At 58.0% G+C, this 12,484-nt stretch carries 15 protein-coding genes; 12 read left to right on the top strand and 3 right to left on the bottom strand.

Features of this window, described 5'->3' with window-relative positions:
- The first annotated feature begins 30 nt into the window (after window positions 1-30).
- The 5 genes from pheS (at window position 31) to pheT (ending at window position 5,563) form a co-directional block, all read left to right on the top strand.
- A complete protein-coding gene (pheS, locus tag AABB31_RS11500; RefSeq protein ID WP_342078004.1) occupies window positions 31-1,104 on the top strand; it encodes a phenylalanine--tRNA ligase subunit alpha in 1,074 nt (357 codons plus the stop codon).
- 4 nt (window positions 1,105-1,108) lie between these two features.
- Window positions 1,109-1,570 (top strand): hypothetical protein, encoded by a 462-nt coding sequence (locus AABB31_RS11495; protein ID WP_342078005.1) that lies wholly within the window; start codon window positions 1,109-1,111, stop codon window positions 1,568-1,570.
- A gap of 172 nt (window positions 1,571-1,742) precedes the next feature.
- A complete protein-coding gene (locus tag AABB31_RS11490) occupies window positions 1,743-2,171 on the top strand; it encodes an ASCH domain-containing protein (protein ID WP_342078006.1) in 429 nt (142 codons plus the stop codon).
- A 79-nt stretch (window positions 2,172-2,250) separates the two neighbouring features.
- Window positions 2,251-3,081, top strand: a complete 831-nt coding sequence (locus AABB31_RS11485; RefSeq protein WP_342078007.1) for a polyhydroxybutyrate depolymerase — start codon at window positions 2,251-2,253, stop codon at window positions 3,079-3,081.
- A gap of 85 nt (window positions 3,082-3,166) precedes the next feature.
- Complete coding sequence (gene pheT, locus AABB31_RS11480; protein ID WP_342078008.1) at window positions 3,167-5,563, top strand: phenylalanine--tRNA ligase subunit beta; 2,397 nt, start codon at window positions 3,167-3,169, stop codon at window positions 5,561-5,563.
- 10 nt (window positions 5,564-5,573) lie between these two features.
- On the opposite strand, the gene AABB31_RS11475 is transcribed toward pheT, so the two are convergent.
- A complete protein-coding gene (locus AABB31_RS11475) occupies window positions 5,574-6,455 on the bottom strand; it encodes a LysR family transcriptional regulator (RefSeq protein WP_342078009.1) in 882 nt (293 codons plus the stop codon).
- Window positions 6,456-6,538: 83 nt separating this feature from the next.
- Between AABB31_RS11475 and AABB31_RS11470 the strand changes: the two genes are divergently transcribed.
- From AABB31_RS11470 to AABB31_RS11455, 4 genes are all read left to right on the top strand, one after another.
- Entirely contained in the window at window positions 6,539-7,183 is a 645-nt protein-coding gene (locus AABB31_RS11470) for a methyltransferase domain-containing protein (RefSeq protein WP_342078010.1), read from the top strand.
- A 38-nt stretch (window positions 7,184-7,221) separates the two neighbouring features.
- Window positions 7,222-7,662 carry a GNAT family N-acetyltransferase gene (locus tag AABB31_RS11465; RefSeq protein ID WP_373635770.1) on the top strand — a complete coding sequence of 147 codons (441 nt, stop codon included), beginning with the start codon at window positions 7,222-7,224 and terminating at the stop codon, window positions 7,660-7,662.
- A 12-nt stretch (window positions 7,663-7,674) separates the two neighbouring features.
- Window positions 7,675-8,121: a YtoQ family protein gene (locus AABB31_RS11460; protein WP_342078012.1), complete on the top strand. Its 447-nt coding sequence runs from the start codon at window positions 7,675-7,677 to the stop codon at window positions 8,119-8,121.
- Window positions 8,122-8,215: 94 nt separating this feature from the next.
- The gene (locus AABB31_RS11455) at window positions 8,216-8,452 is read left to right on the top strand and encodes an Lrp/AsnC ligand binding domain-containing protein (protein ID WP_342078013.1); all 237 of its coding nucleotides are present in this window, start codon (window positions 8,216-8,218) and stop codon (window positions 8,450-8,452) included.
- A gap of 23 nt (window positions 8,453-8,475) precedes the next feature.
- On the opposite strand, the gene AABB31_RS11450 is transcribed toward AABB31_RS11455, so the two are convergent.
- Window positions 8,476-9,171 (bottom strand): glutathione S-transferase N-terminal domain-containing protein, encoded by a 696-nt coding sequence (locus tag AABB31_RS11450; protein ID WP_342078014.1) that lies wholly within the window; start codon window positions 9,169-9,171, stop codon window positions 8,476-8,478.
- A gap of 156 nt (window positions 9,172-9,327) precedes the next feature.
- Between AABB31_RS11450 and mscL the strand changes: the two genes are divergently transcribed.
- Together mscL and AABB31_RS11440 are read left to right on the top strand one after the other, a co-directional pair.
- Entirely contained in the window at window positions 9,328-9,756 is a 429-nt protein-coding gene (mscL, locus tag AABB31_RS11445) for a large conductance mechanosensitive channel protein MscL (protein WP_342078015.1), read from the top strand.
- A gap of 112 nt (window positions 9,757-9,868) precedes the next feature.
- A complete protein-coding gene (locus AABB31_RS11440; RefSeq protein ID WP_342078016.1) occupies window positions 9,869-10,708 on the top strand; it encodes an N-acetylmuramidase domain-containing protein in 840 nt (279 codons plus the stop codon).
- A gap of 18 nt (window positions 10,709-10,726) precedes the next feature.
- Here AABB31_RS11440 and ald read toward each other — a convergent pair whose 3' ends face one another.
- Window positions 10,727-11,845: an alanine dehydrogenase gene (ald, locus tag AABB31_RS11435; RefSeq protein WP_373635769.1), complete on the bottom strand. Its 1,119-nt coding sequence runs from the start codon at window positions 11,843-11,845 to the stop codon at window positions 10,727-10,729.
- A 137-nt stretch (window positions 11,846-11,982) separates the two neighbouring features.
- On the opposite strand from ald, the gene AABB31_RS11430 reads away from it, so the two are divergent.
- Window positions 11,983-12,441, top strand: coding sequence for an Lrp/AsnC family transcriptional regulator (locus AABB31_RS11430; RefSeq protein ID WP_342078017.1), 459 nt, complete (start codon window positions 11,983-11,985; stop codon window positions 12,439-12,441).
- Window positions 12,442-12,484: the final 43 nt, after the last annotated feature.

Genomic DNA, 12,484 nt, shown 5'->3' with positions numbered 1-12,484 from the left:
CCGAGGATGGTCAAGGACAAGAGGCGCATCATGGACGATCTCAAACAGAAATACCTCGCACTGATTGCGGATGCGGCGGATGAAACCGCCGTCGAGGACCTGCGCGTGCAGGCCGTCGGCAAAAAGGGCGAGATCAGCCTGAAAATGCGCGAGCTGGGCAAGATGACGCCCGAGGAACGGCAGGTCGCAGGCCCCGCGCTGAATGCGCTCAAGGACGAGATCAACAGCGCCCTGTCCGCCAAGAAGGCCGCACTTGCGGATGAGGCGCTTGATGCGCGTCTTCGCACAGAATGGCTTGACGTCACGTTGCCCGCGCGTGACCGCCGTCAGGGCTCGATCCATCCGATCAGTCAGGTCACCGAAGAGGTGACCGCCATCTTCGCTGATATGGGTTTTTCCGTCGCCGAAGGCCCGCAGATCGAAAGTGACTGGTATAATTTCGACGCGCTCAACATCCCCGGCCACCACCCCGCCCGGGCCGAGATGGATACATTCTACACCCACCGCGGCGAAGGCGATAACCGCCCGCCCCATGTCTTGCGCACCCATACCAGCCCCGTGCAAATCCGGTCGATGGAGGCCACAGGCGCCCCCACCCGGATCATCTGCCCCGGTCGGGTTTATCGTGCGGATTACGATCAGACCCATACGCCCATGTTCCATCAGGTCGAGGGGCTGGCTATCGACAAGGATATCTCCATGGCCAACCTGAAATGGGTGCTGGAGGAATTCGTGAAGGCCTATTTCGAGGTCGATAATGTCGATATCCGCTTCCGGGCTTCGCATTTCCCGTTCACCGAACCATCGGCCGAGGTTGATATCCGCTGTTCATGGGAAGGCGGCACACTGAAAGTGGGCGAGGGCGATGACTGGCTGGAGATCCTCGGATCCGGCATGGTGCATCCCAAAGTGCTGCAGGCAGGCGGGATCGACCCGTCAGAGTGGCAAGGGTTTGCCTTCGGCATGGGCATCGACCGGATTGCGATGCTGAAATACGGGATCCCGGATTTGCGGGCGTTCTTTGATTCAGACCTGCGGTGGCTGCGGCACTACGGGTTCAGCGCGCTGGATCAGCCGACGCTGCATGGCGGGTTGAGTAGGTGATTAAATGCTTAGCATAGTAGGAGGGCTATTACTCTCCGGGCTTACTTTTGTGATCGGAAAGATGCTTAGTCAGTCTGAAAAGGTGATTGAACAAAAAAAGGAGGTTTATCGAGAGTTCTTAGCTATCTGTCCGACGGCGAATGATGCAGCAACAACTGAATCAGCGGAGCTTGAAAGAAAGATATCGGAGATAGTCTTCCCGGCGATCGGTTTGTTGAGTATTTATGCGTCACATGATGTCTTGATGCGGTGTAAGACTTACTTTGATACTCTGGACATCGCGTCGAAGTCGGGACAGTCGGGCGATTTTGGCTCCGCTCCCAAGTTTGCGGACGCAGCTCACGCTTATAACCTCATGCTATACGACATGCGCAGAGATGTCATGGCATGGACATTGTTCTCATTAAAAAAGCAACCGCGTGATGGGTTCGCGTCACCTTTGAATCCGAAAAACCGCAGCGGCTAACTCCGGCCCGGCATCGCAATCGACACAATCGTCGCTCGCAAACCGCAGGTCCTGCCAAACAGAACCGTCTGTGCGCCATCCCCGAGGTCCGGGCGTTGCCCTCCGTTGTGCACAACACGAATGATGGGGTAAGCCTCACCTTGCGTCGCCCCCAGTTTTGAAAGCCCCATAAATGACCGACAACACCGAAGATCTCCAACAAACCTACCCCGGCGCGGGAACCTTCAAATTCGGGGACAGCCAAGAACTCTGCCAGCATCTCATCGCCCTTGTCCGTCAAGGCAAGAAAACCGCGACCTGCGGGGCGGCGGCGGATTTCGCTGACGAACCAGAGGCGATGCCCGTTGTTGGGCGTTGCGACATCGCAACAAACTGGGATGGCACCCCGGCGTTGGTCATAAGAACCACCAAGGTCACCGAAATCCGGTTCTGCGACGTGACAGAAGACATGGCGCTGGCCGAGGGCGAAAACGACAGCCTGCTGGGCTGGCGCAAGGACCATAAGGCCTATTTCAAGCGAAATGGCGGGTTCGACCCCGAGATGATGCTGATCTTTGAACATTTCGAACTGGTCGAAGACCTGGCCGGCAGAGAGTTATGACGTAGGATGGGTTTTAACCCATCCCCCTTTGACAGAATTGTCATGTGACAGGCGCGCAGTTCCAAGTACAAGCAAGCATATGATGATACGTGCTTTTCTGATCTGGCTCAGCCTTCTGACCACCGCCGCCTTTGCCCAGGACACCAATCCAAGGTCCATCCTGCCCGGAAATCCGTGCCATGGGCAGACCCCTTGCGCACTGGACGGGCGAACCTATCACGTCAAGGAACCCGATGGCTGGGACGGGGTATCGCCGCTGCCTGTGATGCTGCACTTTCATGGATGGGCGCGCACTGGCGCTGTCCCGGTCTATCATGGCCGCATTTCAGGGGCGACGCGCCGGCGGGGTGTTTTGTTGCTCGCTCCAACCGGGATCAACAAAACCTGGGATTTCTGGACAGGCCGCAGTGGCGACGTCGATTTTGCAGCCGCCGTGTTAGAGGATGCAGCCACCCGCTATCCGATCGACCGCAGCCGCATCTATGTGTCTGGATACTCTTTCGGTTCCGCCATGGCCTGGCGATATGTTTGTGAAAACGGCGATGGTGTTGCGGCCTTGATCGCCGTTGCGGGCACGCTGGATCAACGCGAGGATTGCGCGCAGGGGCCGGGCGAGGTGCGCCATGTGCATGGCCTGCGCGATAATGTGATGGATTTCCCCTTTGGCCCCGATGGCGACCAGCGCTATCCGGTGGCGCTGTGGCGGCAGCAATTTGGATGCGGTGCCAGTGGCCAGGTCAGTGAATGGTCCGTCACTGCGCAGGATGCCTTTACCCGCCACGCCTGGGAACGCTGTACCACCGGCAAACGGGTGGTGCTGGATCTGCATGCAAGGGGCCACTTCATCCCGCGCGGCTGGATCGGGCGGCAACTGGATGAATTGCTGGACCGTGCGCCCCGCTATCCGTAGGGCGTTTGACGGCACCTGTCTGCTTTCCCACCTGCCTCAATTGCGGTATGGGACCGGGTAACGCAGTTCTGACGGATCACGCATCATGAAATTCACCCTGTCATGGTTGAAACACCATCTGGAAACCACCGCCACCGTGGATCAGATCACCGAAGCATTGACCGATCTGGGTCTTGAGGTTGAGGGCGTCGAAAACCCCATCGCTCGGCTGGCCGATTTCACCATTGGCCATGTGAAGTCAGCCGAAAAGCATCCTGATGCGGACAAGCTTAAGGTCTGTCAGGTCGAAACCAAGGATGGGCTGACCCAGATCATCTGCGGTGCACCCAATGCGCGCGCAGGCATCACCGTCGTTATCGCATCGCCCGGTACTTACGTTCCCGGGATCGACACGACCATCGGGGTTGGCAAGATCCGCGGCGTGGAAAGCTATGGGATGATGTGCTCGGAACGCGAGATGGAGCTGTCAGACGAACATGATGGCATCATCGAGTTGCCTTCCGGCGAGGTCGGTGACCTGTTCACCGATTGGCTGGTCGAACATGACCCCGACAAGGTTGATCCGGTGATCGAGATTGCGATCACGCCCAACCGCCCCGATGCGCTGGGCGTACGCGGCGTGGCCCGGGATTTGGCCGCCCGCGGTCTCGGCAGCTTGAAACCTTGCGACGTCCCGGTTGTTCCCGCCGGTTTTGTTGCGGATATGAAAGTGTCAATTGATGACGATACGCTTGATGGATGTCCAATTTTCTGTGGTCGTTTGATCAAGGGCGTCAAGAACGGTCCTAGCCCCGACTGGCTGCAAAACCAGCTGCGCGCCATCGGTCTGCGTCCGATCAGCTTTCTGGTCGATGTCACCAACTGGTTCACATATGATCTGAACCGGCCGCTGCATGTATTTGACGCCGACAAGGTCCAGGGCAATCTGCGGGTCCATCGGGCCGCGGGCGGCGAGACGATTACCGCCCTCGATGACAAGGCCTATGCGCTGCAAAAGGGCCAGATGGTGATCTCGGACGATAACGGCCCTGAAAGCATCGCGGGTATCATGGGCGGGGCCGCGACGGGCTGCACGGCGGACACGGTTAATGTCTTTGTTGAAAGCGCCTATTGGGACCCCGTACAGATCGCCTATGCCGGGCGCGCGTTAAAGATCAATTCGGATGCGCGGTATCGGTTCGAACGGGGTGTTGATCCCGCCTTTACCCCCGAAGGGTTGGAACACGCGGTGCGCATGATTGTTGATCATGCGGGCGGCGAGGCGTCAGAGCTGATCCAGGCTGGCGCAGTACCGGACACAGCCCGCGCCTATCCGCTGGATGCAGCGCGTGTGATTTCGTTGGTCGGCATGGATATCCCCGAAGCTGCGCAACGTCAGTCGCTGACCGCGCTGGGCTTTAAGTTGGAAGGCGACATGGTGCATGTCCCGTCCTGGCGCCCGGATGTGCAGGGTCAGGCAGACCTTGTTGAGGAGGTCGCACGGATTGCATCCTTGACCAAGTTGAAGGGCAAGCCGCTGCCGCGCATTCACGCAGGTGTCCCGAAGCCGATTTTGACGCCCGGCCAGTCTCGGCAGCAAATGGCCCGGCGCACGGCTGCCTCGCTTGGGTATAATGAATGCGTCACCTACAGCTTTATTGATCAGACGGCCGCCACGCTGTTTGGCGGGGGTGACAATGCGACGATGCTGGAAAATCCGATCAGTTCGGAAATGTCGCATATGCGTCCGAACCTTTTGCCCGGTCTTTTGCGCGCCGCAGCCCGCAATCAGGCCCGGGGCTTTATGGATATGGCCTTGTTCGAGGTTGGCGCGGGCTTTCATGGCGGTGAGCCCGGTGAACAGCACACGCTGGTATCCGGCATCCTGATTGGACGCACCGGGCCGAAGGACACGCATGGCGCCTCTCGCCCTGTTGATGTCTATGACGCCAAGGCCGATGCTGAAGCGATCCTGTCAGCCATCGGCGCCCCGGCAAAGGTGCAGATTTTGCGCGGCGCCCCCGATTGGTGGCATCCGGGCCGACATGGCAAGATTTGCCTTGGCCCCAAGAAAGTGCTGGGACTGTTTGGCGAGTTGCACCCAAAAGTGCTGCGCGAAATGGATATCAAGGGTCCAGCCGTCGGTTTCACAATCTGGCCTGATGAGGTTCCGCTACCCCGCACCAAATCGGCCACTCGACCTGCGTTGACGGCCACGGATTTGCAGGCGGTCGAGCGTGATTTTGCATTTGTCGTCGATGCCGATGTCGAGGCGCTGACGCTTGTGAATGCCGCTGCAGGTGCGGATAAGGCGTTGATTTCCGATGTCCGCGTGTTTGACGAATTCATTGGCGGCAGCCTTGGCGAGGGTAAGAAATCGCTCGCTGTGACCGTGCGTTTGCAGCCGATCGACAAGACGCTGAAAGATGCCGATATCGAGGCCGTCAGCGCGAAAATCGTCGAAAAGGTGGGTAAGGCGACCGGTGGCAGTTTGCGCGGCTAGGGTCCTGACCCTAAGGTCGGGCAAACACATCGGCCAGAATATCAAAGACCAGCCTGATCCGCGGGCTGGTATGGATTTCGCGATGGGTGGTCAGCCAGACCGGGTAGGTGACCGGTGGCATGTCGGGCAGAATGCGGACCATCCCGGGATAGTGTTTGGCGACCGCCTGATCCATGATGCAAATGCCCAGCCCGGCCCGGGCCATTTCCCACGCGACCAGCCCGTCTTCTGACCCGATCATGAGATTGTCGAGGGTGATCGGCAGGCCGAGATCGGTCAGATAGCCCAGCAATTCTGTTGGATCGCCGAATGCAACAAAGTCGTGGTTGGCCAGATCCGCGGGTGTTTGCGGCAGACCGTGTGCCTGTACATATCCTTCGGACGCATAAAGGGACGCCTGCGCCTCGCGCAGCAGACGGGCGACCAGATCAGGTTGATCCGGGCGCACATGGCGGATGGCGATATCCGCCTCGCGCCGCATCAGATCACGGATATCGTTGGTGGCAATGACATCAATCCGTAATCGCGGGGCGGCGGCCCGGATTTTGGCCAAGGCCGCTGGAAGATATGTCACCGATAGCAGGTTGATCGCCGTGATCCGTACCGCGCCCTCGATGGTTGTTGACTGCCCGATTGCGGCCAGCGCCACCTTGTCCGCAGCGGCCCCCATTTCGCGCACATGGGTCAGCATGGTTTGCCCCGCCAATGTCAGTTGCAGGCCCCGCCCGACCCTTTCGAACAGCATGACGTCCAGCTCTTCTTCCAATGCAGCGATCTGACGGCTGAGCGTGGGTTGGGTTGAACCAATGGATTTGGCCCCAGCCGAGAGCGATCCAGCCTCGGCGCTGGCCAGAAAGGCGCGCATCCGGTTCCAGTCAAATGGCTTATCCATACGAAAACGTATATATACGCTACGATTTTGGTCAATATTATGCGGTGACGTATCAGGCTATGGTGGGCTGAAAGGAGAGTGCCATGAACAGAACTGCTGCATTCTGGGACAAGATTGCCCCCAAATACGCAAAATCCCCTGTAACCGATCAGGCCTCGTACGATTACACGCTTGGCCGCACCCGCAGCTACCTGCAAGCCACTGATCGGGTGTTAGAACTGGGCTGCGGTACCGGATCAACCGCCTTGCTGTTGGCGCCCGCAGTGACGCATATCCTTGCAACTGATATTTCAGGCGCCATGATCGAGATTGCCCGCGACAAGGCCCGGGAAGCCAATATCGCCAATATCACCTTTGCGCGGACGGATGATGCAACGCCCGAACCACCCTATGATGTGATCATGGCGTTCAACCTGTTTCATCTGCTGGACGATATGCAGCAAACCTTTGCCCAGACCCACGCACAGTTGAAACCGGGGGGTTATTTTATCTCAAAGACGCCATGTTTGCGGCAGTTGAACCGCAATCCCAAAAGCTGGCTGATCCTGGTAATGGTCAAATTGGTGATCCCCCTCATGCGCTTGTTTGGTAAGGCACCTGCCGTGCGGGTTTTTCCCATTCGCCAACTTGAAGACGCCATCACCCGCGCCGGTTTCGAGATCATTGAAAGCAGCAATCACCCCAAAGGCCCACCGCCGGCCCGCTATATTGTGGCCCGCAAGCGGTGACCTTTGTATGATCGCAGCCGGGGGAGGCGTGTTGCAGCATGGCATTTGAAATCCGGCGAGCGATGACACAGGATGCGGCGGCGTTTGTGGCCTGCATTGACGCCGCTTACGCCCCCCATATTGATCGTGGCCTTGATCTACCCCCTGTCGGTGCCGGCATTGCGGACGATATCCAAACCCATTCGGTCTGGGTTGCCACACAAAACGGCGTGGTCCGAGGCGGCATCGTCCTTGTGCTGGCTGCGGCTGCCCATATCGCCAATCTCGCGGTTCATCCCGCGGCAGGCGGGCAGGGGATCGCAAAGACCCTGATCGGTCAGGCAATATCGGCGGCCCGGTCGGCTGGATATGACAGAGTTCAGCTTGCAACCCACGCGGAAATGACTGCCACACAGGCCGTTTATTTGCGTCTGGGCTGGACCGAGGCTGGCCGTGATGGCAACAAGGTCTACTTTGAGTATCGACTGAATGACGCATGAAAAGGGGCCGCTATGACACTTAAGATTTATCTTTCAGGCGAAATCCATACGGATTGGCGCGATCAGATCACCGCGGCCGCCGCCGGGCTGGATGTGCAGTTCAGCGCGCCAGTGACGGATCATGCCGCATCGGATGATTGCGGCGTGGCCATTATGGGCGAAGAGCCTGACAAGTTCTGGCATGATCACAAGGGCGCAAAGCTGAATGCGATCCGGACCCGACACGGCATCGAGACGGCAGATATCGTTGTTGTGCGCTTTGGCGACAAATACAAACAATGGAATGCGGCGTTTGATGCGGGCTTTGCAGCTGCCCTTGGTAAATCACTGATCGTGATGCATGGCCCTGATCACCAGCACCCCCTCAAGGAAGTGGACGCCGCCGCGCTGGCCGTGGTGGAAACCCCGGCACAGGTGGTCGACATCCTCAAATATGTTCTGGATGGAAAGCTGCCATAGAACGCCTGGCCGCGCCTGCGAAAATCACCCCTTCCCGTCACTGCAAGATCAGGTCAGACTGAGCACGGGCCATTACGTGTTGAAAGAACCTGCCATGAATTGCGTCTTTATCCAGATCCGCTGCACACCCGGTAAAACATACGATGTGGCCGATGCGATTGCCCTGCGCGAATTGCATTCAGAGCTTTATTCGACAAGCGGCGAATACGATCTGCTGCTTAAGCTGTATATTCCGGATGGTGAGGATGTCGGCAAATTCATCAATGACAAGCTGCTCGACATCCCCAATATTGAACGCTCTCTCACGACCCTGACATTCAGGGCGTTTTGAACGGGGATGGATTGAAATCCATCCTACGACGGATCGGGAATCCCCCGGCCTTTGGCCGCTGCAGGCCGCGCGAAGAACCGGTCGACATAGGCCGGTACGTTTTTCAGATCGTGATAGCCCAGCAGATCCTTGGTGCCATAGAATTCCAGCGCGTTGATCCATGGCGCGATCGCCATATCCGCGATTGAGTAATCCCCGACAATCCAGTCGCGCCCGTCCAGTTGCTTGTCCACCACAGCCAGAAGCCGGATGGCTTCATCCTTAAAGCGCGTCCGCGGACGTGGATCCTCAATCTCTGCGCCCGCAAATTTGGTGAAATATCCAAGCTGCCCAAGCATCGGCCCCAATCCGCCCATCTGGAACATCAGCCATTGTGTCACATGTGCCTTGTCAGATGCCGTTGTGCCCAGAAACTTGCCAGTCTTCTCGGCCAGATAGAGCAGGATCGCCCCGCTTTCAAAAATCCCCACCGGTCCGTCTGGCCCATTTGGATCAATGATGGCCGGTATCTTGTTATTCGGGTTCAGGGACAAAAACGCCTCACTTTTGACGTCGGTATCGCTGAGCGTGACCAGATGGGGTTCGTAGGCCAGCTCCATCTCTTCCAGCGCGATGGAGACCTTTACCCCATTCGGCGTCGGGTATGAATAAAGCTGAATGATCGAAGGATCCTTGGCAGGCCAGCGTTCGGTGACAGGAAAAGCAGACAGTTCGGTCATAAGGTGTATCCTTTGCAAAATGAGACCAGCATAAGTTAGCCCTAACAAAAGGTTAATAAAGTGCTGGCTCTGTGTGCCTAATCAGGTATCACTGTGCGCAGTTGTGCGACAGGCACAAGACCTGTGCACCAGTGTAGCTATTGTGGGGACAATAACATGATCAACGAATTCAAGGATTTCATCGCCAAGGGCAATGTCATGGACATGGCCGTCGGTATCATCATCGGGGCGGCCTTTACGGCGATTGTGACATCGCTTGTGGGCGACTTGATCAACCCGATCATTGCGCTGTTTACCGGCGGGATTGATTTTGCGGGCTGGTTCTATGTGCTGGGTGACGGTGAATTTGCATCTGTTGATGCCGCGACCGAAGCGGGCGTTGCTGTCTTTGCTATCGGTAAGTTCATCATGGCGATCATCAATTTCCTGATTGTTGCGTTTGTTGTCTTCCTGTTGGTCAAGATGGTGAACCGGATCAAGGATGCCGCGGAAAAAGAAGAAGAACCGGCAGCCGAGGAAGAAAAGGGCCCGACCGAACTGGAAGTTCTGCTTGAGATCCGGGACCAGCTGGCCAAACAGTCCTAAAGATAATCGGATATGCGAAGGGGCCCGCCAGTGACGGGCCCCTTTTCTTTTTGGATTTGGTTTTTCCCCTGCTAGGCTTTGCCCATTGTTGAAATGGATTGGGGATCAGACGATGGCATTTTCCAGTGATGTGCTTGCCGAAATTGATGCGGTTGCAAAGGCCGAGGGGATTGAACCCGCTGCGCTGAAGGCCGTGATTGAGGTTGAAAGCGGTGGTCGTGCCGCAAGCAAGGTTGATGGCAAGCTGATGCCCATCATCCTTTATGAATATCATGTGTTCTATCGTTATCCTGGATTGTCGGCCACCAACCGCAAAACAGCCGTTTCGCGCAAGCTTGCAGCACGGCGTTGGGGCGACATTCCTTATGTCAAATCGCAATCGGGTCGCTATGCGCAATTGGCGCGGGCCGCAAAGATTGACGAGCAGGCGGCCTATGCAGCCTGTTCCTGGGGTGTTGGTCAGGTGCTGGGCGAAAATGCCGAATGGCTTGGTTTTGGTACCCCAAAGGCCTTGGCCGAGACAACGATTTCCGGCGTCGCGGGGCAGATTGCGGTGATGCTCGCCTTTGTGCGCAAGTCCGGCATCATGCCTGCGCTTGAAAACCGCGATTGGCGCGCCTTTGCCCGTCGTTATAACGGCCCCGGCCAAGTGAAGTTTTACGCAGGCCGCATGGCATCAGCCTATAAACGCCATGCAGGTGATCACTGGAAGCCAAGCGACGAGGGGCCGGTTACCCTGCGGATCGGCGCATCCGGCGATGATGTCGCAGAATTGCAGCGCAAGCTGCGGGGCTTGGGCTTTCATCTGCATGTGGATGGCGATTATGGCCCCGCAACTGCCCGGATGGTCCGACAGTTTCAAGCTGAACATGGCTTGACCGCCGACGGGATCGCCGGTGCCGCGACCCAGGCGCGGATCGAGGCATTGTCCGGTCCGATCAAACGCGAATAGCGGGGCCTTTCATCCTTTTCAGGTCTTAAGCGCAAGCGCAGGCGACAGCACGTCGATCCCCAACGCTTTGCCGACAGCGAAATAGGTCAACTGGCCCGCATGCACGTTCAGACCGGCCAGCAGATGCGGATCGTCTTCGCAGGCCTGCCGCCAGCCCTTGTCGGCCAGTGCCAGCATAAAGGGCATGGTCGCATTCCCCAGCGCGATGGTGGATGTCCGTGCCACAGCCCCCGGCATGTTGGCCACACAATAATGCATGATCCCGTCAACCTCGTAGACCGGATCCTGATGGGTTGTGGCCTTGGATGTCTCAAAGCAGCCACCCTGATCAATGGCGACATCCACAAGTGCTGCACCAGGCTTGAGCTCTTGCAGCTGCGCCCGGGAAATCAATTTGGGTGCGGCCGCCCCGGGGATCAGGACAGCACCGACGATCAGGTCAGCCTCGCGCGCAAGGTCCATGGTGTTGCCTGCGCTGGCATAGCTGGTCTTGAACTGGCCGCCAAAGACATCGTCAAGATAGCGCAACCGCGGCAGTGATCGGTCCAGCACAGTCACATCCGCACCCATGCCGCTGGCGATTTTGGCGGCATGGGTGCCGACAACCCCGCCACCGATCACAACCACCCGCGCCGGGCCGACACCGGGAACGCCGCCCATCAGCACACCCCGCCCGCCATTGGCCTTTTGCAATGTCCATGCCCCGACTTGCGGGGCCAACCGGCCGGCCACCTCTGACATGGGGGCGAGCAACGGCAGCCCCCCCCGGTCATCGGTGACCGTTTCATAGGCGATGCAGGTCGCCCCAGAGGCGATCAGATCTTTGGTTTGCTCAGGATCGGGAGCGAGGTGCAGATAGGTAAACAGGATCTGGCCCTCGCGCAGCATCTTGCGTTCGACCGCCTGCGGTTCCTTGACCTTTACGATCATGTCGGCTTGCGCGAAGACGTCAGCCGCATTGCCAGCAATCTGGGCGCCGGCGCTTTCGTAATCCGCGTCTGGAAAACCTGCCCCATCACCGGCACCGGTCTGCACCGTGACCTTATGGCCGTGGGCGATAGCCTCACGGGCGGCATTGGGTGTCAGACCGACGCGAAATTCCTGCGGTTTGATCTCTGTTGGGCATCCGATATGCATGTTTTGGTTCCTTCCCTGATTGCTGCGATCATGGGTGCCTTTCATTGCAAATGCTTGGGGATATCTGCTTGCTGTTTGCGGTATCATCGGTAGGTTGTCGCGAAAATTGGTGGAATTTTCGAAGAATCGAGCGTCATATGAGCCTGGACAGTATTGATAAGCGAATCCTCGAGGTGCTGCAGAATAAAGGCCGCATGTCGAATGCCGAATTGTCCGACATGGCCAATCTGTCGGCCTCTGCCTGCCACCGGCGGGTGCAACGGCTGGAGAAGGACGGCTATATTCGCGACTATGTCGCGCTTGTCGATCCGCGCAAGGTGGGGCGACCCACAACCGTCTTTGTCGAGATCACGCTAAGCGGTCAGGCGGATGAGGTTCTCGACGCCTTTGAACAGGCAGTGGCGCGGGTTCCCGATGTCCTGGAATGCCACCTGATGGCCGGAACTGCCGATTATCTGCTGAAAGTGGTTGCGGGCGATACCGATGATTTTGCGCGCATCCATCGGCGCTATCTGGCGACACTGCCTGGGGTTGCGCAGATGCAATCATCGTTCGCCTTGCGAACGGTGCGGCAGACCACGGCGATGCCGATCTAGTCCATCCATCGGCGGGAAACCGCACAATCCCGGCTGATTTGCC

The sequence above is a fragment of the Yoonia sp. SS1-5 genome, assembly GCF_038443705.2.
Taxonomy (GTDB): Bacteria; Pseudomonadota; Alphaproteobacteria; order Rhodobacterales; family Rhodobacteraceae; genus Yoonia; species Yoonia rhodophyticola.
Note: the sequence above shows the minus strand (reverse complement) of the source record. Positions and strands in the feature narration are given on the sequence as shown.